Below are 20,457 nucleotides of genomic sequence, written 5' to 3'. Positions count from 1 at the left end.
CCGCATCGATAGCGACCCGGTGGCGAGGCTTTGGACCGGCTTCGGCAGCCTGTTGATCCCTGCCGACATCGTGGAGAGCGCGCCGGCCCTTTATCTCGGCGGCGGGCAGTTGCTCAGCGCGCCGGATTTCGAGCACCCGTTTAACGGGCAGGCCGAGCGCCTGGATATCCGCCTGTCCGGTGTGAGCGCCGATGTGGTCGCCATCGGCACCACGGAGGCGGCATCCGTCAAAGGCGCGAAGGTCCATTTCGCCCGCTTCTACTTCGATGACAATTGGGCGCTCGATGGCGTCGAATATGAGGCGGTATTCCGCGCGGACAAGCTGACGTTCAGCAGCGAGGATGACGGCAACGGCGGCCGCACTCGCACGCTCACCCTGTCGATCGCGACGGATGACACGAACCGCAACCGCTCTCCTGCCGCGTTCTTCACCGATCAGGATCAGCGTCGCCGATCCCCGACCGACGCGATTTTCAGCCATGTCGCGGGCATCACGCAAGGTGTGCTGCGGAGGTTCGGCACGCGATGAACCTTGGCGACTTCCTCAAAGCACCGCGGCCAAAATGGGATTGGCAGTCGCACGACTGCTCGCGCTGGCTCGACCGGTGGCTGGTGCATAACGGCCACGCCAGCGCCATGGAGGCGATCGGCATATCCTATGACAGCGAACGCAGCGCGGTCCGCGTGATCGTGCGCGGCGGCGGCCTCCTGCATCTGTGGCAGCGCGGCATGGAGGCGATCGGCCTGCCCGTGGTCGATGAGCCACAGATGGGCGATGCAGCGATCCTGGACGCGCCGACCGACGACGGGCACAATCGGACGACTGGAATCTGGACCGGAGAGCGCTGGGCCAGCGTCCACCGTAACGGCCTGATCTGCGCGCCCGGCGCTCCCCTTGCGATCTGGAGGGTCTGATGGGCGGCGTCGTCAGGGCGATCGTCTCGCCGCTCAGTCTGATCGACAAGGATCTGGGGCGCATCTCTCTACAGATCGTCGCGGTAGCCGCTGCCTTCATACCCGGTGGCCAGCCCTTTGCCGCCGCCGCTGCGCTGGCGCTGGCCGTCCTCTACAAGCCGAAGGGGCCGAAGCCCGAGCAGCAGGAACGCTCAATCAAGAGCAGCACCCCGCCGCGCATCGGTGCGTTCGGCAGGGTCAGGCTGTATGGCGCCTATATCCTCTATGTCACGAACGAGGATGGCTATGCGGTCGATGTCTGGGCCTATCATGACGGTCGGGTCGACTTCATCGAGCGCATCTATCTGGGTGACAAGCAGGTCAAGCTGAACGGCTCCGGCTTCGTCATCGGCCAGGAAAATGGCGAGTTCGGCTCGGGCAATGACACGATCAAGATCGGAACGCGCCTCGGCCTCGATACCGAAACCGCCTTCGCCGAGGTCATTTCCCGTCTGCCAGGCATCTGGACATCGAACCATCGGGGCGACGGCGTTGTCACTGGATGCATGATCTCTAAGCCGGTGAAGGCGAAGAACTACAACGATGTCTATCCGACCGGCGGGCCGGATGCGAACCAGATGTCGCTTGTCGTCCGTGGCCGCCGCGTGTTCGACTGGCGTGACCCGACCCAGAACATCAGCAACCGCAGCACATGGAAGTGGTCGGAGAACGCGGCGCTCGCCATTGCCTATTACTATCTGAACCACAACAACAAGGATTGGGACACGCATTTCGCGCCGACCCTCTCCTACTGGACCGCGTTCGCTGACGACTGCGATGTTCAGATGGCGGTGCAGAATGGTGCGGGCGTGTTCGTGGATGACGCGGATTCAAACGATCACAGTTTCGAGCTGACCAGCGTCGAAGGCCTCACGCCGGGCAAGACGATCACCCTCGCGGCATATGGCATCAACAAGGTCGTGCAGTCCGTCAGCGGCAATATAGTCACGATCACTACCTCGCTGGGGGATGATTATCGCGCCGGGACCGTGATGCGCTGGACCGGAGGCGGGACCGAGGCGCGCTACCGTGTCGCGCTGGCCTACAAATACACCGACCAGCACAAGGTCACGCTTGGCAATCTGCTGGCGGCCTGTGACGGCATGGTGACGCCGCGCGGTGATGGCGCGCTTATTCCGTGGTCGGGGCGCTATGTCGAGCCAGACCCTGACGATGCGATCGGCCCGGCAGAGATCATCACATGGACCATGGACGATGGCATTGTCGATGAGGATCAGGCCAACGTCGTATCCCTGACCTACCTGTCGTCGGATCACAATTTTACCAGCGTCGACACCACCGCCTGGCGCGACGAGGACAGCATTGCCGATGTTGGCGAGAAGTCCACCAGCCTGGATAACAGCGTCCCGAGCCATGCGCAGGCCCGGCGGCTTGCAAAGCGGCTGCTCGACAAGTCTATGGCGCCCTATCGGGGCACGCTGGTCCTCAACACCAAGGGCCGCAAACTGTTGGGTAAGCGCTTCTTCCCGCTCAACATCACGGAAGCTGGCACCACATTCTTTGCCGGGCCTGCGGAGATTGTGCGCATCCGGCGGACGCAGACGGGCGTTGAACTCGACTGGGTGCGCGCCAATCCGAACATCGACGCCTGGAACCCGGCGACCGAGGAAGGTGAGCCGGCCCCCGTTGGCGCGCGCCCCGCTGCCGTTCCCCTCGACGCCCCCGCCATCACCGAAGCGGTTGCCGAGTTGGGCGACAGCGGTTCTAGCGCCCGCGTTCGCATCACGGTCGACGGCTTCGATCGCGACGACATCACTTGGTATGCCCGCTGGCGCGTCACCACCGACACGACGTGGAACGAGCAAGAGTTTTCCGACATCGATCCCGGCGCGTCCGCAGTCCTGCTGACCAACCTCGTCCCGACCGATCTCGCGGTCGATGTCGCGGTGGCCTATGGCGTTGGTGACGGTCGCGTTTCGCCCTGGTCTGCGCTGGAGACGGTCAGCACCTCTACCAGCGGCCTCGCGCCCGGCCCGGTCACAGATGACGCGGTGTCCTCCCCTGCCACCGGACAGGCGACGATCGCATGGCGTGACCCGACCAACTCCAACTATTCGGCGACCCGGCTCTATCGGAACACGGTCAATAACTTCATCACGGCGAGCCAGGTCAACGGCGACATGCTCGGCTCGCTGGGCGCCACGCAGGTCTATGACGACACCGGCCTGACTGCTGGATCGACCCAACATTATTGGCTCGTCACGGTCAGCCAGTCTGGTGTCGCGGGCAGTCCAACCTATGTCGGATCGGTTGTGATCACATAAATCCCAGCCTTTACCGTCCGTAGCTTGAGCCAGCCCGCATAATCATCGTTCGGCCATGCTGCCAATCTTTCCCACGCACCGGTTCAATCCGCAGAATATCAAGGCGGACGTGGTGCCGACCATGATTGACGGCGGCACCGCGATCAACGGCGACCATACCGTTATCCAGACCGATGGCGGCGGGCGCTGGGAGATCACCTATTCCGGCATCATCTTGCGCAACCCGGCGATCATCCGCCTGTGGGATGCCTGGACAGCCTACATGCCAGGCCGCAGCTTCTGGGTTCCACTGGTGTCGCTCTACACCGGCCCTCGCCCTGCCAATGGCGCGCACCCCGCCCGCCCTTCCGCGATCCACGCCAATGATCCCGATTTTCCCACGGAAGTCGGTTATGCTGTGCCCTACATTGTCGCAGAGGTAGTCACCCCGCCGTCCACGATCCCGACGCAGATGACGGCGAACGTTACTCAAGGCGCGCGGTTGCAGGCTGGTATGAAGGGTAGCGTCGGCGGGCGGGCATTCAAGATCGAGCGCATCCTTTCGCGCGATGGTCAGCAGGCCGAGTTCTCATTCCTGCCCCCTATCCGGGACGTGATCGAAGCTGGCGCACAGGTCAATTTCGACTGGCCTCTGGCGCGGTGCAAACTGGTGTTGGGCCAAGACCTGGCGCCCACCCTCTCCTTCGGCCGCAGCGCGCAGATGGCGATCAGTTTCGTGGAGGACTTCTCCAATGCGGGCTGATCGCCTCGATATTCGCGTGCCTCGCAATGGCGATTATCATGAAGGCTGGCAGCTTCATTCCGGTGGCGAGCCGATCGATCTCACCGGCTGCACGCTGGAACTTTTCGTGCGCTACTCCGCTGGGCAAGGCTTGGTGCTGTCACAGGCATCGTTCGATATCTATGATCGTGCCAACGGCAAATTCGACCTCCTAATCACCGGCAGCGCCTTCGGATCTGTCCCCGGCCCGGCCGAGATCGTCCGCCTCGCCTACGATATCCGGCTCACCTACCCTGATGGCGTGAAGGCCGTCCCGGTTGCTGGGCAAATCCTTCTCACCCCAGGAGCAACCTACTGATGGCTGTGTCACCCACGGTTAGGATCGATGTGTCTGGCGCGCGCGGTAAGAGCGAGGCCGACATCTTGCGAGCGACTGGCGCCTACGGCGTCCTGCCAACCGACGATGACCTGACGGCCGAGCTTAAAAAGAACGCCGTCGCAATCGCAGCGTCGGAATCTGCCGCCGCCTCTGCCGCCCTTGCGGAATCCGCGAGCGGCCCGACCTATACAAGCGTCGCTGCCGGCGAAGCGGCTACCACGGTCGGCCACTCGTTCGCGGTGAGCAACGGCGATGGGACCGTCACTGTCTATCTGCGCACTTCGGGCGGATCTGCGGTGCAAAGGACGCTTGCCACCACCGCCGCCCTTGCGTCTGATGAGACGGGCAAGGGCTCCGATCTCGTCGCATCATCGGGCGCCCCTTTTCCCGCCCACTATCTCCAGATGCTAAGCGATATTGAGATGGGTAATCCCATTTCAATCTACCGCATCTGCGATCGTACCAAGCTGGCCGGCATCCGCGATTTCACCTCGACCTACAATGTGTCGGAGGTGCTTGAGGACGCATGCATGAACGGGGTGCGCCGGTTCATCGGCGAATACGGGCTTTTCAATTTTGAAAGCTCTGTCGTGCTCGACCGGCCCATCACGATCGACGGCGCGGGCGAGGGCACGATCTTCGATCAACGGTCGATCACCGACAAGGCGACGTTCAAGTTCAAGTCGGCCAGCAACGCGGATTTCATCAGCGGGATCAATTTTCGCAATTTCGTGATGCGCTGCCAGACCGGGACGTTTTTTGAACAGCAGCACTTTCTGGAGTTCAACGGTGCCGCGGACGTGAACATTCACGGTATGCAGTTCATTGGCTTCCGTGGTGACGCGCTGTATTTCGGCAGTGGCGTAGGCGGCGAACAGCGGCACAACCGGAATATCAGCATATCCCGCAACCTGTTCGACGGTATTAATCGCGAAAACCGCAACGCCGTTTCGGTGATCGATGGCGACGGCGTTTTTATCACTGAGAACCTTTTCCGTCGCTGCACCCGCCCGAACATGCCCGGGCCAATCGACTTTGAACCAAACGCCAACGCCTGGCACATCATCCGTGCGGTAAGGGTGCTGCGAAACATTTTTGAAGACAATGGCGGTAATGTCGGCGAGGTATCCGTATTTGTGCCTCCAGCCGTCACACTAGCGCCTCAGGATATCGAAGTCAGTGGCAATCATAGCCGGGGCTATGTCGGCACTGGCAACTTCCTCTATTACAACGAGCAGCGAATTTCGTCTGATACTGATCCAGACACCAACCTGCGCGCTGTTGGTAACGTCGCGAAAAATGGCAACCGGCCCTTCTCGATTTTCAATGGTAAGAAGGCGACCCTAGAGCGCAATGGCTGGTCGGATTTCCGGCAGAGCGCCATCGTTGGTTTCGATATCGATGCGTTGCCTTCGGGCCTCCCTAGGGATGTTTCCGTCGCGGACAAGTTCACGCGCGTGGGAACCGTGGACGGTAATGGCATCAGCATCTTCAACGTTGATGGCCTCGACCTAAGCAGGTCTGAGTTCGCAGATTGCGGAACGGGCGCACCGGCTGCGGCAAACGCAATCAGGTTTGGCAAGGGTTCCAGCTCGCGGGTTCGGCTGGACGACATTCGTGCCAGCAGCCCGACCGGCAAAACGCTGGTCGCCGTCCAGAAGGAGGCAACCCACACATTCGCGCCGACTACCAACCGTATGCGCGGAGCAAAGATCGGCAGCCTCCCCAATGGCTTCCAGGCCGACGACAGTGACGTGCTGATGACCAGCTATTCCCCTGTCGTTGAAGGGAGCACGACGCCGGGCACAGGCACCTATGCAGAAGCATATGGTCGCTACCGTTGCGATGGCGATTGGGTTGTCGGCTATTATCGCATGAGCGTAACGACCCATGACGGAACGGGCGCTATCGAAATATCCTTGCCTCGGGAAGTCGCCGCCCCCGGAAGCGCATCCCCTCTGCGCACCGTGGGCGTCGCCAACATTACAGGCCTTAGTTCTATCAATGGCCCTGTTCTGGCTCGGATTAACAAGGATGCTGTGGCTGGCGGCGTAACAGGCGCGCTGCGCTTTTACACGGTGTCATCTGGCGTTGAGACGTTGGTCGGGATGCCGCCTGCCGGCACTGCCTTCGTGGTCGAAGGCCCATTCGCCTATCTCGCCGCGCGTCGCGCGTGATGTCCCCATCAGGAGGAGATTCCATGCCTGACGAACAACCGAAGCGCCCGACGCAGGCTGAGTATGACGCTTATCGCGCGGTTCAGGGGAAGCCCCCCGCCCGATCGAAAACATGGGAGCAGCCGAGTTTTCGGAGCTGGTCTTGAAGCCGTGGACCGGGACCGAATGACCCCAGTTGAGCCAGCGACCCAATCAGTCCTTCGTGAGGTGGGCCGCCGCCTCTGTGTCTGGGTGTCAGGCGGGGGTGGATGCGGGAAGATCGGTGAGTCGCGCTGATGTCACAGGCAATTTCTCATCAAGGAGAGCATGCGATGACGCCATGGAGTGAATCGGGATGAGCGCCGAACCATTCAGCAGCGTGGCCTCTACGATCATGGCGGCTCTCGCCGGCGCGGTGACGGCGCTCGCCTTCCGGCCCTGGAAGAAGATGACCGGGCTGGAGATCGCCCTGACGCTTTTCGTCGGATTCTCCTTCGCGATCTTCGTCAGCCCATGGGTTGCGCATTCCATCATGCAGGTGCCGGCGAACGAGCCGCGTGCTGCATCATTCATCACCTATGTCATGGGAGCAGGCTCGAACATCCTTCTGCCTCGGATCATTCAGTTCTTCGAGCGCCTCCTTGGAGCGAAAGGAGACGGGCAATGACCGAGTTCTTCGTGTTCGATCTGCTCAACACCTGTTTGCGCGTCGCGGTCACGCTGATCGTGGCCTACAAGCTGGTCGAGTTCTACGACGATTATAAGCCTGCCGAGCGCGTCGGACTGGCCCTGATGGGGTCCGGCTCATTCCTGACCGTGCCGCCGATCTGGGCCTATCAGGTCGGCCAGGGCGTGTTCGATGGCTGGGCCGTCACCGTCATGACGCTGGGCATCATCCTCATGCTGTTCGGGCGCATGTCGCGGCATATCCGGCACCGGGCGAACAATGCCAGGCACGCGGCGCAGATGGAGCGGGATATTGCAGAGCGGCGCCGCGCGCGCGGGGGAGAACGGTGATGCACTGGAAGCCGATCCAAACCCGCCTTGGCGTCGTAGCTGATGGCATCGCAGGCCCGAAGACCTATGCCGTGCTGTTCCGGGCCATGGGCGCGCGCGACAATGCCAACGCGCTGGGCAAACAGGCTGCGCGGGATTTCGTTCTCTATGGCATCACCACGCCGCTGCGCATCGCCCACTTCATGGCGCAGGCGGCGCACGAAACTGGCGGCTTCAAATGGCTGCGGGAAATCTGGGGACCAACCCCGGCGCAGCTTCGCTATGAGGGCCGCAACGACCTCGGCAATGTCCAGCCTGGCGACGGGAAGCGCTTCCTCGGCCGCGGCATCTTCCAGCTCACCGGGCGGGCGAACTACGAGCGCGCGGGCAAGGCGATCGGGCAGCCGCTTGCATCGCATCCTGAGCTTGCAGAGCGCCCCGACATCGCCGTCACCACCGCCTGCGATTACTGGCAGTCGCGCGGGCTGTCGGCGCTGGCGGATCGCGACGACGTGCTGGCGGTGACCAAGAAGGTGAACGGCGGCACCAATGGCCTGACTGATCGCAAGGTGCAGTTGGCCAAGGCGAAGGGGCTGCTGCTATGACCGACCGCCACCCCCTCATCGCCTTCGCCCTCCTGCTGTTCGCCATCTGCTACCTCGCCACGGTTGCCGCTTGGCTGGCATCGCAGGGCAAGTATGCCGAGGCGCTGGGCTTCGGCGGGATCACGACCGGGCTTGTCGGCGTGCTTGGCACCTTTCGGCCGCGCAGCAACGTGACGATCGATCAGCCGCCCGAGAAGCCCGTTCCCGTGGAGACGCAGCCATGATCTTCGCCGCCGCTTTCTTCATGGGCGCCGCAGCCGTGGCCGGCGGGCTGGTGATCGCGGCCTGCCTGATCTGGAAGCAACTGGCATGATCCCCCTCCCCACCACCCTACGCCCCTATCTGCTCGGCGCGGCCGGCATAGCGATCCTTGCCGCTGCAATCTTGGTCTGGCGCATCGACAGCCTGCGCGCGTCCCACAAGGCCGACGCGGCGAACGTGCGGCGCGAATACCGCCTGTTCCGCGAGCAGGTGACAGCCAAGGCCACGCAAGCCCTGATAGCCCAGAAGGCGGTCAACGCTGCCCATGAACAGAAGTGGAAGGATGAAGCCCATGCGGCTGACCAGAAGCACGAAACCGAACTGGCTGCGGCAAACGCTGCTGCTGAGCGCTATATTCGCGACAACCGCCTGCTGCGGCAAGCAGTCGATCGAGGTGCGGGCGGGGAAGCCGGTGGAACCGCCCAAGGTGACGGTGCCCAAGGTGGCGACAGATCCCGTGCGGAAGCCGACCTGGTTGCAGTGACGGCGGATGATGTGCGGATCTGCACCGAGAACACCCGCCGGCTGATCGATGTTCGGGATTGGGCGCTGGGGCTTAATCCTTAGCCCCCGCCTCCCGCGCTTCGGAGAGGGCAGCGCGGGCTTGCAAGATCGCTTCGTCATGCTCGCGTTTGCGTCGGCCCATTTCTTCGATCCGCGCCTCCACAGTGTCAGGCATGGGATCGTGCTTGCCCTCAATGACTTCGGCCACAGTTGGGCGATTGGCAAAATAGGTCAGCGCCTCCCGCAGCCGCTCGCCCCGTCCCTTATAATGCTCAATGCAATATTCCGCGTGAGACAACTCTTTTTCGTATTGGTCGATCTCGGCATCCTTCGCGGCGGTTGCAGCGGCGACGGACTGGAGGCGGTGGCGGGCGAAGGCTTGGATAAGATGCCAGCTATCGACAACGCCCTGCCTGACATTGAGCGGGTTCGGGCGGGAAAGACCGTGCTCAACGCATTTTGCCGCCGCCTCCCGATCAGCATCCGTTACCCCGCCAGCGTCCGCGACCGGGTGGGCGGGGAATATGGCGACGATCTGCGCGGCGGCGTCCATGTAGTTGCGCCAGCCCCACCCATTGCGGGCAGCACCGTCAGGATCATAGCCCGCCTGCCGGCACAATTCACGGGCGACGCGCTCTTGAAGCCCCTCGGGTTCGTTCGGCTTAGTCATGGGCGGGTTCCTTGGATAGGAGGTGGGCGCGGACGGCGAGGCCGAGCGGGGTGAGTTGGTCAATCCATCCATCATCCCCTGTGACCCCATGAAATTCCAATTCGTCCAAGCTGATGTCGTTAAGACCGGTCACAGATCGGCCATTTGATCTTTTGATCGCATTCCGCTGCGCCTCTGTCAGCTTCTCGGCTAGCTGGTGGGCGGGGGTCATGGGGCGCCATCCTCCGGGGTCAGGCCGGCCTTCAAAGCAGCATTCGCCAGGCGGCACAGGTCATAGAGTTCTTGCGGGTGGCCGATCCGTGAAAGCTGGGCGATCACGATGTCGTCACTTCCCTCGGGATGCTCGCGGACGATGCTGGGCACGCGAGAGCATTCCCACGCGTCGCTGATGAAGCAGAACCGCCGGATCATGCTGGCGCCCTCATCCGAAGCATCCCGGTCGGCACATTCGTCCCGCTCTCGGAGAAGCTGCCCACCGGCAGGTCGCGCCACTCGCCTGCCAGCTCGCCGTGATCATAATGCGCAGTCGCCGGAAGGATCGAAACCAGCGTGCCGCCCGGCTTCAGGAAGCGCAGGGCATGTTGAACGTGCTTCACATAGTGGCGGCCATAGAACGGCGGGTTCATCACCACCGCGTCAAATTCCGGCGTCGGCGGGTGGTCGAGGAAGTTGGCGGTCAGGACGGCATGACCCTTTGCCTTGGCTTCGGCCGCCCGGCCCGGATGATACTCGATCCCGAAAGCGTTCTGGCGGCGTTCGCGCAGGGCGTCCATGATCCGGCCATCGCCGCAGGATGGCTCCAGCACGCGCAGGACAGGCATATCGCCATCGTAGCGGCTGTAATGCGCCGGGTTTGGAATATGCGCGAACTCCAGCGCAGCGTCGACCACGGCGCGCGGCGTCGGGTAGAATTGCAGATCCTTCGACACGGCAGTGCTGGCGCTCGGCTTCACGCCCTCCGGCTCAACATCAGGCAGCACCTCGCCGTAGAACTCAGCCAGACCGCGATTGATGGCCAGCAACGAATCCCGGTCGAAGAAGACATGCGCGTTGCCATTGGCGAACTTGCGCACCGTGATGCCGCGATCGGGGACAAGGATCGCCTCATCGCCGCGCCCAGCCTTAAACCGCATCAGTTCGCGCGCCGAGAAGGTCGCATCCTCGCCGGCCTTGTGATCCGCCTCCATCGCCTGAATTTCGCACCATTCAAGCGCGGCCTGACCACGAACCGCAGCCAGAGCGTTCACCATGTCCCGGAATTGGTCGAAGCCATAGCCGGAACAGTAATGGCCGAACGAGAAGATGACGCGCTTGGGCAGCCCCTTCACGCCGATGCGCACCTTGCTGTGCGACTTGTATGCCGGGTCCAGCGCGGTGAACGATTCCGCCAGGCCGCGCAGAATGTGGAAGCGCGGGCGCATCAGATAATCGCCAAAGGTCGCCTTCGCCGTCTCCATCGTCAGCGGCGGCGGACTGGCTAGCGTCTGGTCGAAAAGCTTCTTGTCCTTGGCGCTGGCGATCTTGGCGATGTCGAGGCGGCTATAGATCGCGCGCCATCCCGATATCAGCAGGTTCTTGCGGAGCTTATCGGCATAGAGGTAAGACTTGCTGCCCACCGGCTCGACAAAATGCCCCTGGACGGTGGCGGCCATGCCGAGCGCGGTAAAAGCGTCATCGAACGAACTAATCGCCTGCTCGATCGCGGCGTGCTTGGCCTCGTATTCCTCGATCAGGTCAGCGACTGTGCGCTGGGGTGCTAGGGCGGTGCTCATACCCCCCTCCCCAGATCGGCGGGGCGGGTGGCGTTGAGGCGGGCGATCTCGGCTAGGATGGCGGGCGTGCGGGCGAACCATTCGCCGTGCGACCATGACGCTCCGAACTGGGCGTGATAGGCTCGTTCGCGCGCGCCGCCGCCATGAGCAAGCGCCAGTATGCGGATTGGGACCGGGCAATTGATCTGTATCTGGCGCAACCGCTTATCGGGCGCCACGCTCTTGCCGATCTTGATCGCGCCGTCATCGCCGCCGATGAAATAACACATCTCGGGACGGAAATTATCTGCGTCCGCCATGGCGTGGAGGCGGATCGCCTCCTCTTCGAATGATTCTGGCTTGATCTCAGCCCGCAAAGCCACCGGGATCAACGGATGGATATTGCGACCATCCTCCATGAAAATGGCAACCAGCTTGCCGTTCTCGATGATCGGATAAATGCGCGTCGCCCGCCCATATCTGTCGCCACACAAGCCGGTGACGGCAGTCCCAATTTGGTTTACATCGCTCCCCGCAGGTATTTGATTCTGCACGGTCGTTCTCCATTGGGTTTACAGATAACCCGTTGAAAATGACCGCTAAGCACCTGTATCATAATCCGCGTGTCGGGGGTTCAAGTCCCTCCTCCGCTACCATTTCCAAGACATCGAAAATGGCCCTTAGGGGCGCGTTCAGGCGAGAGACCAGGCCGCAGACGCCGCCCGTCTCAACCTGATCGCAGTAATTCTGTGGTGATGGCCCTGTCACTTGCGGCCGCAGCCGCCCGGCGCCTCAGTGCAACTTGAGGCGCGGGCGCACAAAGCGGTTGATATGGCTGACCAGGATCAGCGCGGGACCACGTATGTTGCCGTGAACGGCGAGCAGATGCATGCGATAGAGCGACATATAGACGAAGCGGGCCAGCCGCCCTTCCACCGCCATGCGCCCGCCCACCAGCTTGCCCATCAATGATCCGACCGTCGAATAGCGGCTGAGCGACACCAGCGAGCCATGATCCTTGTAGACGAAGCTCTTGAGCGGGCGATCAGCCATCAGCCGGCCGAGATTGGCGAACACCGTGTCGGCCATCTGATGCGCGGCCTGCGCGCGCGGCGGGATCGGCCGATCGGCGCCCTGTGGCGTGTAGGAGGCGCAATCGCCCATCGCGAAGACGCGGTCGTCAGCCAGGCTCTGTAGCGTCGGGCGCACGATCACCTGGCCGGCGCGGGACAGTTCCAGCCCATCCAGGCCATCGCGGATCGCCGCCGCCTTGACCCCGGCGGCCCAGACCTGAAGATCGGCGGGGACGAAGCCGGCATCCTTCGTTTCCATTCCCTCTGGCGTGGAGGCGGTGACGGCGACGCCAGCGCGCACCTTGACGCCCAGCACTTCCAGTTCCTCCCGCGCGGCGTCGGCCAGCCGGTCCGGCAAGGCCGGCAGGATGCGTGGCCCGGCTTCCAGCAGGGTGACGTCGAGCCGCTGGCGATCGAACACTTCCAGCCCATAATAGCCCAGCGCATCGGCGGCATTATAGAGTTCGGCGGCCAGTTCGACCCCGGTGGCGCCACCGCCGACGATCGCGATCCGCACCCGCGCGTCCGATGCGGGATCGGCCGACATGGCGCGCGACACGCGCAGGCAATGGTCGAGCAACTGGTCCCGGAAACTGTCGGCCTGGGCCCGGCTGTCGAGGAACAGGCAATTGTCGGCGACGCCCGGCGTCCCGAAATCATTGGTGACCGACCCATAGGCCAGCACCAGATAGTCGTAGCGCACCGAATGGGCGCTCACCACCTCACGCCCCTTAGGATCGAACACCGGTGCGACATGGACCCGCCGTGCAGTCCGATCGATGCCCTGCAGCGTCCCATAGAGATAGCGATAGCCCCAGCGATGGCAGTGGCTGCGATAGCCGACCTCGTCCAGGCTGGCGTCGAGCGATCCGGTCGCGACCTCGTGCAGCAGCGGTTTCCAGATATGGGTGCGGTTGCGATCGATCAGGATGATGTCATGCCGCTTGCGGCCGTAGCGGGCGCCGAGCTTGCGCGCGAGTTCGAGGCCGGCGGCGCCGCCCCCGACGATGACGATCTGGGTCTTCTTGTCGGGGATCAAGCGCATTCCTCCTCGATCGGCAGACCGGCGGATCGCGATCCGGCGCGCCGGTTGTGCATTGCAATAGGCCGCCCGGCGTCGCAAAGCGAGGCGTGGACAAGCAGAATTTCACCGAACGCAACCGGCGCGACATCGTCGCGATCGCTACCCAGCATTTCGCGGAAAAAGGCTATGCCGGCGCGCGGGTGGACGAAATTGCGGCCGCGACCGCAACGTCCAAGCGGATGATCTATTATCATTTCGGCAGCAAGGACGGGCTGTATCGCGCGGTCCTGACCGAAGCCTATCGCGGCATCAGATCGGCCGAACTGGAGGCCGAACTGGGCGACCTGCTGCCGCTTGCCGCGCTGGAGCGGCTGACCGCCCTCACCTTCGACTATCATTTCAACCATCCCGAACTGGTGCGGCTGGTGATGGACGAGAATATCCGGGGCGGCCCGCATGTCGGCGAGATTTCGGAAGGGCATAACGAGATCGTCCTGCCCAAGACCCAGGCACTGATCGATCGCGGCATTGCCGATGGCAGTTTCCGGGCCGGGCTGGACGCCGTCGACCTGCACATGACGATCAGCGCCCTCGCCTTCTACTTCGTGTCCAACCGCCACAGTTTCCACGCGATCTTCGGCATCGACATGACCAGCGAAGCGGCGGCCGAACGCCGCCGCGCGCAGGTGATCGACAATGTGCTGCGCTATTGCCGGGCAGACGTCTGAAGGCTGGGCCGAGACCATGAGCCAGGTCAGAACTGCATCTTGACCTGGCCGCCCAGCGCCAGCGCATCATTGGTGCGGCGGTAGGAAAACGCGCCGGGATCGAGAATATATTGGACGTCCGGCCGGATGCTGAGCCAGCGCCGCAGCTGGATGCCATAGCTCATCTCGATCGCGGTCTCGCCCACCGGCAGCGCGGCGTAGCCGCCGGGAATATCCTGCGCAGTGGCGGCTGCGCGGCGCAGGCGTGGATTGACCTGTGCATGGACGATGCCGATCGAGATGCTGTCGGCGTCCCTGCCGGCAAAGGTGCCGGTCTTGACCAGCCCGGCCGCATACCAGTGGGTGATCTGGGCTGACGCCTCCGGGTTGGCGGTGAACTGGGCGAAGATGGAGAGGCCGCGATTGCCCGTCCCTTCGCGCAGGATCATCTGGTCGGCCAGCGCATAGACGCCGTATCGCCCCCGCAACATGCCCTGCTCGCCGCGCCGGGCGGCGCGGGACGTGTCATAATAGGCGCCGATCTTGTAATGGCCCGGCAGCACATGACTGCCCGGCGCGATGCCGGGATCATATTCCAGCTCCAGCGGCAGCAATACGCCGGTCGTGCCGCCGGCAAAGGGACGGAAGGCATTGTCGGGATCGTTGAGGCGGGGATTGACCTGATAGACGCCGGTGCGCAGCGCCAGATCCGGCCGGATGCGATAGCGCACCGCCGCACCCCAGCGGGCATTGGGATAATTATACCAGCCGCTATTGCCCGATTCCGACAGCGGATGGGCACAGAAGGCCGCATTGACGAAATTGCAGCCCAGGATCATACCGCCCAGATCATTGCCCATGGCAAAATAGCCCAGGCGCAGGTTGAGCCGGCCATTGTCGATATTCTGCTCATAGCTGAGTTCCGACAGACGGGTATAATTGCCGCCGGCCGCCTCCTGGATCGGCAGGCGATTGCCGACAATGTCGGAAGAGAGGCCGACGCCGCGCCGGTCGTTGATGGTGACATGCACGATGCCGCCGGAGAGGCCGACGATCCGGTCCATGTCGAAATCGAGGCTGGCGCGCAATTGCTGGGTATAGGCGCTGCCCTGCCGCTGGCCGCCATCGACCGCGGCAAAGGCTTCGCCGACATAGTCCGCGCGCACCGTGACGCCCGCCTGCTTCAGCCGCGTACGCAGCCCGCCCCAGTCGCCGGTCAGCGTTTCGCGCGGGGCCACAACCGGCTTTTCCGGCGCGACCTCCTGCGCATGGGCGCCCGCAACCGGCAGCAGGGTCAGCAACGTCGCCAGGGTCAGGCGGGCATGGAGGTGAAGATGTTGGGCCAAAGCCCCTCCCTTCCGCGCGGCACATCTGCGCGCGGTGACATGAATGATGACGACAGACAGGCGGAGCGGCGCCGGGCCGCCCCGCCCATGGTTCAGCGCAGCGTGTAGGCGATCACATAATCGCCCCGGTCGGGGGACTGGCGCGCACCGCCCGCCGTCACGACTACATATTGCTTGCCGCTCTTGGGCGACTTATAGCTCATCGGGCCGCCCTGGCTGCCGACCGGCAGGCGGGCCTTCCACACTTCCGCGCCGGTCGCCGCGTTGAAGGCGCGCAGGTAGAAATCCTGCGTGCCGGCGATGAAGACCAGGCCGCCCTGCGTCGCCAGCGTACCGCCCAGCGTGGGCATGCCGATCGGGATCGGCAGGCCCATGCGGATGCCCATCGGCCCGGTGTCGCGCACCGTGCCCACTGGCACCTGCCACTTGATGGCCCGGCGCTTGAGATCGATCGCGGTCAGCGTGCCATAGGGCGGCGCCTGACAGGGGATACCCAGCGCCGACAGGAAGCGGTCCTTCACCACCGAATAGGGCGTGCCCTTCAGCGGGACGCTGCCCATGCCGGTATTGACCGCCTCGCCGGCGCTGCCCGACTGGCTCTTCTGCGCCGCGGTCTGCGGGAACATCTGCACCCACAAGCCCAGCCGCATGTCGTTGACGAAGATGGTGCCGCTGGTCGGATCGGTCGAGATGCCGCCCCAGTTCATGCCGCCCAGCGATCCGGGGAAGCTCAGCGACTTGTCGGTGCCCGGCGCGGTGTAGAGCCCTTCATAGCGCATGCCCTTGAAGGCGATGCGGCAGAGCAGCTGGTCGAACGGGGTGGCGCCCCACATGTCCGCCTCGGTCAGCGGACCGACGCCGATCTGCGGCATGCCCAGCGACCTGGGCTGGGTCGGCGAATAAGGCTCGCCCGGAATGTTCGCCGGCTTGACCGGCACTTCCTTGACGTCGGTGAGCGGCTTGCCGGTGGCGCGGTCGAGCACATAGACCTGCCCGGCCTTGGTGCCAAAGACCAGCGCAGGCACCTTGCGGGCAGCATCGACGGGGAAGTCGACGAAGCTCGGCTGCATCGGCAAGTCGAAGTCCCACAGATCATTATGGACCGTCTGGAAATGCCATTTCTCGCGGCCGGTGGTGGCATCGAGCGCCAGCATCGACGCACCATATGTGTGATCGAGCGCGCTGCGGGTGACGCCATAGAGATCGACCGAGGCGCTGCCCACCGGCATGAACACGGTGTTCGACGCCGGATCATAGGACATGGCCGCCCAGACATTGGGGGTCGAGCGGGTGTAGCTCTTGCCCGCCGGCGGCGCGCCGGTAATCGCCGGATTGCCCGGATCGAAGGCCCAGCGCAGCTTGCCCGTGATGACGTCGAAGCCGCGCATCACGCCGCCCGGCATGTCGACCTGCACATTGTCGGCGACGCGGCCGCCGACCACGACGGTCGTGCCCGCCAGCGTCGGCGCGGAGGTGAGCTGATATTGGGGATCGGGCGCATCGCCGAGGCCGGCCTTCAGGTTCACCCGGCCGTTGGTGCCGAAATCGGCGCAGAACTTGCCGGTGTCGGCATCGAGCGCGATCAGTTCGGCATTGATCGTGTTCATCAGGATGCGGCGCTGACAGGCGGCGCCGGTCGGCACCGTCACGGCCGTCACCGGCGTTGCACCGGGCAGGCTGGGCTGCTGGATCGGCGCATGGGCGTCGAAATAGGCAAGGCCCCGGCAGCGCATCCAGACCGATGCCTTGGCATTGATCAGCGTCTTCCACTTCTCGCGCCCGGTATCGGCGTCGAGGGCGATGACGTTATTGTGCGGGGTGCAGATGAACAGCGTGTCGCCGACCTGCAGCGGGGTATTCTGGTCCTCGGCGCCATTGCCGTCGCTCTGCGCGACGTCGCCGGTGCGATAGGTCCAGGCGACCTTGAGCTTGCTCACATTGTCGCGGGTGATCTGGTCGAGCGCGACGAAGCGGCTGCCGCCTGGCGTATTGCCATAGGCGGTCCAGTCCTTCTGCTCGCGCGCCGGATCGACCGGCACCAGCGATGCCATCTGCCCGGCAAAGGGCACGGTCGGATGGACCATGAACATGCCGGCCGCACCAGCCGCCGAGCCGAGGCCGACCAGCGCCGTCATCAGCAATGCAGGCCGCCAGGCGGGCGACGAACCGTCACCGCGCCGCAGCAGCGGATAGGAGAGTGCAACGACGGTCGCGCCGACACCCATCGCCAGCAGGCGGGAGATCAGTGGCCAGAAGCTGAAGCCAACCTCCCACAGCGCCCAGAATATGGTCAGCAGGAAGGTGGCGCCGAACAGCAGGCCGCCGCTGGCCTTGCGCAGGGCGATGAGGCCGCCCGCAAAGACCAGCGCGATGCCGGCGATCAGGAAATAGGGACTACCGCCCAGGCTGACGAGCTTGCCGCCGCCGATGGCGAAAAAGAGGCCAGCGGCAAGGATCACCGCCCCCAACAGAAGCAGCCAACCGCGAACAAGCGGCTGGCCGTGCATTTTCGTGCCTGACACGCGGCACCTCCTTCATCTCTTATGGTCGTCGGAGAGCGGTGCCCACGGGTCCACAGGCCGATCGAGTCGCCCAGCCCTGACGGCTGCGACATTGTGTACCATTTAGTACACTCCTGTCTCGCTGGCAAGTTGGGCGCTAATCCTGCGAGGGACGTGCGATGCCGCTGAGGGTTTCCCACAGCGATACGTTATCCCCGGCATGAGCCCATGGGATCGCAGCCCAGCATTTTCCGCGACTTGCACAGATATCGTTGACGTTTGGCCAACTGCTAGCGTTTTGGGGGTTTCGATGAACCTGGACGAAACTGACCGGAAGATATTGAACAAGCTTCAGACCGATGGTCGCATAACCAACCAGGATCTGGCCAAGCATTGCAATCTCTCGCCATCGGCCTGTTTCGACCGGACGCGCAAGCTGCGCGACAATGGCTATATCTCTTCCTATGTCGCGCTGCTCGACCCGCACCTCAACCAGCGGCCGCTGCTGATCTTCATCGAAGTGCTGCTCAACCGCACCACCGGCGACATCTTCCGCTAGTTTGCCGAAGCGACGCGGCGGCAGCGGGACATATTGGAATGCCATATGGTGGCCGGCGGCTTCGACTATCTGATCAAGGTCCGGATGAAGGACATGGCCGCCTATCGGAAATTCCTGGCCGAGGAATTGGTCGACATGCCGGGTGTGCGCGAGACGCGGACCTATGCGGTGCTGGAAGAGGTCAAGTCGACGACGGCGCTGCCGCTATGACATGAAAGCGGCGCCCTATCCCAGAGCGCCGCTTTCGATCCATTACATGGCGTTGGGATTGGCCGGGCCGGCGCCAGCCTGGCCGGTGCGCGCCTTTTCCGCCTTCACCATCTCGGCCACTTCGGCCAGCAGCTTCTTGGCATCATAGACGATGCCGTCCTTGATCGTGTAGCTGACGCCGCCGACCATTTCCTGCTTGTTGGTTTCCGGGTTCAGGCGCGAATGACCGGTGCCATAGAGCGTCTTGAGATTGGCCAGCGGGTTTTCCCTGGTGATGACCATATCTGCCAGCATGCCGACGCGCAGCACGCCGGTCGGCGGCGCCATGCCCTTGGGCTCATAGAGGGTCTGCGAACCCCACATGGTAGCCGAGCGCATGATTTCCAGCGGCGAGAAGCCGGCTTCCCGCAGCAGTTCCAGTTCCTCGATATAGGCGAAGCCATAGACTTTGTAGATGAAGCCGGAATCGGTGCCGACCGTCACCCGGCCGCCGATATTCTTATAGTCGTTCACCAGCTTGAAATAGTTGTTGTAGAATTTCTTCCACGCAAACTCGTTCTCGGTGCCCCAGTCGTAGAAATAGGAACCGTGATTGTCGCGGGTCGACTGGAAATAGGCCCAGAGCTGCGGCGTGGTGTAGAGATTTTGCCAGTCGGCATTGCGCGCCCGCATCAGGTCGCGGGATGCGGCATAGATGTTCATCGTCGGGTCGAAGGTGACATGCTTCTCCTTCTGATGCTTCAGATAATCCCACCAGCGTTCGGATTCCGGCTCGACCGTCTGGTTCCAGATTTCCGCCACCTCGCCGAAGCGATGCTGTTCATTGTTATAGTCATAGTCGGACGGAAAGCGCTGGATCGTCCCGTCCTTCAGCAGGGATTCGAAATGACCATAATAATGGGTGACGGTATCCAGTCCCGCCTCGGCCGCGTCATAGGCGTTGAAATTGGCGACGCCGGTCTGTGACAGATGGGCCGTGGTGCCCATCTTGTTCTTGTGCGCCTCGTCAATGGCGGCGGCGATGATCTGTGGCGTTTCCTCGGGCCGGTTGAAGAATTTGATGCCGTCGATATTGTGCGCGGCTGCCCATTTGACCCAGGCGCGCGCCTTGTCCGGGCTGTCGATCGGCCCGCCGTCCCAGCCGGCGCCCAATGTCTGATAGTTGAAGATGCGCGGCGCCGCGATCTCGTTGGCGGCGGAGCGGTTCTTTTCCGAACTGGCCACGACCGGATCGGCCAGCGGCACGCCGCGCACGGTAGTCACGCCATGGGCCAGCCACAGCTTGTAGGCATAGCTCATGTCCGGCGCCTTGTCGCTGGCGGGGGTGTGGACATGCATGTCGTTGAAACCGGGCATCACATACATGCCGGTCGCGTCGATCTCATAATCGGCGTCGGTCGGCGCACGCCCCTTCGCCTGCGGCAGGCCGGGCCAGCCGGCCTGGGTGATGGCGGTGATCTTGTTGCCTTCCACCACGATGTCATAGGGCCCCCGCGGCGGCGCGCCGGTGCCGTCGATCAGGGTCGCGCCACGGATCACCAGCTTGCGGAAGGGACCGACATTGTCAGCGCTGCCGCGTGCCGGCGCGGGCACGAAGGTCGGCTTCTTGCCATTAACGATGCCGGCAGCGCCGCCGACATACCATTCATCCGGATCATGCGCGTGGGAGGCACTGGCGACCGTCATGAGGGCGAGCGCAGCAAGGCCCGACCGGATCAGCATCTTCTTCTTCATTCTTTTCCCGTCCCTGTTGAA

20 protein-coding genes and 1 pseudogene are annotated in these 20,457 nt (G+C 63.4%); 13 read left to right on the top strand and 8 right to left on the bottom strand.

The window, feature by feature from the left end:
- Positions 1-52 precede the first annotated feature (52 nt).
- The 11 genes from HH800_RS05605 to HH800_RS05555 all read left to right on the top strand — a co-directional run bounded on the left by HH800_RS05605 (position 53) and on the right by HH800_RS05555 (position 8,924).
- Positions 53-529, top strand: a complete 477-nt coding sequence (locus HH800_RS05605) for a hypothetical protein (RefSeq protein WP_235682029.1) — start codon at positions 53-55, stop codon at positions 527-529.
- The gene (locus HH800_RS05600) at positions 526-915 is read left to right on the top strand and encodes a DUF6950 family protein (protein ID WP_169860435.1); all 390 of its coding nucleotides are present in this window, start codon (positions 526-528) and stop codon (positions 913-915) included. The genes HH800_RS05605 and HH800_RS05600 overlap by 4 nt, the downstream gene beginning before the upstream one ends.
- Complete coding sequence (locus tag HH800_RS05595) at positions 915-3,239, top strand: hypothetical protein (protein WP_169860434.1); 2,325 nt, start codon at positions 915-917, stop codon at positions 3,237-3,239. The genes HH800_RS05600 and HH800_RS05595 overlap by 1 nt, the downstream gene beginning before the upstream one ends.
- A gap of 55 nt (positions 3,240-3,294) precedes the next feature.
- Positions 3,295-3,981: a hypothetical protein gene (locus HH800_RS05590; protein WP_169860433.1), complete on the top strand. Its 687-nt coding sequence runs from the start codon at positions 3,295-3,297 to the stop codon at positions 3,979-3,981.
- Positions 3,971-4,318 (top strand): hypothetical protein, encoded by a 348-nt coding sequence (locus HH800_RS05585; protein WP_169860432.1) that lies wholly within the window; start codon positions 3,971-3,973, stop codon positions 4,316-4,318. Before HH800_RS05590 ends, HH800_RS05585 begins: the two co-directional genes overlap by 11 nt.
- Positions 4,318-6,516 (top strand): hypothetical protein, encoded by a 2,199-nt coding sequence (locus HH800_RS05580; RefSeq protein WP_169860431.1) that lies wholly within the window; start codon positions 4,318-4,320, stop codon positions 6,514-6,516. The genes HH800_RS05585 and HH800_RS05580 overlap by 1 nt, the downstream gene beginning before the upstream one ends.
- 334 nt (positions 6,517-6,850) lie before the next feature.
- Entirely contained in the window at positions 6,851-7,162 is a 312-nt protein-coding gene (locus HH800_RS05575; RefSeq protein WP_169860430.1) for a hypothetical protein, read from the top strand.
- A complete protein-coding gene (locus HH800_RS05570; protein ID WP_169860429.1) occupies positions 7,159-7,512 on the top strand; it encodes a hypothetical protein in 354 nt (117 codons plus the stop codon). The genes HH800_RS05575 and HH800_RS05570 overlap by 4 nt, the downstream gene beginning before the upstream one ends.
- Complete coding sequence (locus tag HH800_RS05565) at positions 7,512-8,096, top strand: glycoside hydrolase family 19 protein (RefSeq protein WP_169860428.1); 585 nt, start codon at positions 7,512-7,514, stop codon at positions 8,094-8,096. The genes HH800_RS05570 and HH800_RS05565 overlap by 1 nt, the downstream gene beginning before the upstream one ends.
- Positions 8,093-8,320, top strand: coding sequence for a hypothetical protein (locus tag HH800_RS05560; RefSeq protein WP_169860427.1), 228 nt, complete (start codon positions 8,093-8,095; stop codon positions 8,318-8,320). Before HH800_RS05565 ends, HH800_RS05560 begins: the two co-directional genes overlap by 4 nt.
- A gap of 85 nt (positions 8,321-8,405) precedes the next feature.
- On the top strand, positions 8,406-8,924 hold the full coding sequence (locus HH800_RS05555) for a hypothetical protein (RefSeq protein ID WP_169860426.1): 519 nt from the start codon (positions 8,406-8,408) through the stop codon (positions 8,922-8,924).
- Here HH800_RS05555 and HH800_RS05550 read toward each other — a convergent pair.
- The 5 genes from HH800_RS05550 to HH800_RS05530 form a co-directional block, all read right to left on the bottom strand.
- Complete coding sequence (locus HH800_RS05550; RefSeq protein ID WP_169860425.1) at positions 8,914-9,531, bottom strand: hypothetical protein; 618 nt, start codon at positions 9,529-9,531, stop codon at positions 8,914-8,916. The two genes, HH800_RS05555 and HH800_RS05550, sit on opposite strands and share 11 nt — an antisense overlap.
- 207 nt (positions 9,532-9,738) lie before the next feature.
- The gene (locus HH800_RS05545; RefSeq protein ID WP_169860424.1) at positions 9,739-9,942 is read right to left on the bottom strand and encodes a hypothetical protein; all 204 of its coding nucleotides are present in this window, start codon (positions 9,940-9,942) and stop codon (positions 9,739-9,741) included.
- On the bottom strand, positions 9,939-11,303 hold the full coding sequence (locus tag HH800_RS05540) for a class I SAM-dependent methyltransferase (RefSeq protein ID WP_169860423.1): 1,365 nt from the start codon (positions 11,301-11,303) through the stop codon (positions 9,939-9,941). Before HH800_RS05540 ends, HH800_RS05545 begins: the two co-directional genes overlap by 4 nt.
- Entirely contained in the window at positions 11,300-11,836 is a 537-nt protein-coding gene (locus tag HH800_RS05535) for a GIY-YIG nuclease family protein (RefSeq protein WP_169860422.1), read from the bottom strand. Before HH800_RS05535 ends, HH800_RS05540 begins: the two co-directional genes overlap by 4 nt.
- A 238-nt stretch (positions 11,837-12,074) precedes the next feature.
- Positions 12,075-13,400, bottom strand: a complete 1,326-nt coding sequence (locus HH800_RS05530) for an NAD(P)/FAD-dependent oxidoreductase (protein WP_169860421.1) — start codon at positions 13,398-13,400, stop codon at positions 12,075-12,077.
- Between the two features lie 86 nt (positions 13,401-13,486).
- On the opposite strand from HH800_RS05530, the gene HH800_RS05525 reads away from it, so the two are divergent.
- Positions 13,487-14,107: a TetR/AcrR family transcriptional regulator gene (locus HH800_RS05525; RefSeq protein WP_169860420.1), complete on the top strand. Its 621-nt coding sequence runs from the start codon at positions 13,487-13,489 to the stop codon at positions 14,105-14,107.
- Between the two features lie 26 nt (positions 14,108-14,133).
- Here HH800_RS05525 and HH800_RS05520 read toward each other — a convergent pair whose 3' ends face one another.
- Both HH800_RS05520 and HH800_RS05515 read right to left on the bottom strand, forming a co-directional pair.
- A complete protein-coding gene (locus HH800_RS05520) occupies positions 14,134-15,432 on the bottom strand; it encodes a carbohydrate porin (protein ID WP_169860419.1) in 1,299 nt (432 codons plus the stop codon).
- A 92-nt stretch (positions 15,433-15,524) separates the two neighbouring features.
- Positions 15,525-17,939, bottom strand: coding sequence for a membrane-bound PQQ-dependent dehydrogenase, glucose/quinate/shikimate family (locus HH800_RS05515; RefSeq protein ID WP_169863252.1), 2,415 nt, complete (start codon positions 17,937-17,939; stop codon positions 15,525-15,527).
- A gap of 304 nt (positions 17,940-18,243) precedes the next feature.
- Between HH800_RS05515 and HH800_RS29455 the strand changes: the two are divergent.
- A pseudogene (locus tag HH800_RS29455) lies at positions 18,244-18,702 on the top strand (Lrp/AsnC ligand binding domain-containing protein).
- A 42-nt stretch (positions 18,703-18,744) separates the two neighbouring features.
- On the opposite strand, the gene HH800_RS05505 reads toward HH800_RS29455, so the two are convergent.
- The gene (locus tag HH800_RS05505) at positions 18,745-20,436 is read right to left on the bottom strand and encodes an amidohydrolase family protein (RefSeq protein ID WP_169860418.1); all 1,692 of its coding nucleotides are present in this window, start codon (positions 20,434-20,436) and stop codon (positions 18,745-18,747) included.
- Between the last annotated feature and the right edge of the window lie 21 nt (positions 20,437-20,457).

It is taken from the genome of Sphingobium yanoikuyae, assembly GCF_013001025.1.
GTDB classification, from domain to species: domain Bacteria; phylum Pseudomonadota; class Alphaproteobacteria; order Sphingomonadales; family Sphingomonadaceae; genus Sphingobium; species Sphingobium yanoikuyae_A.
This window is presented reverse-complemented; position numbering and strand designations above follow the sequence as displayed.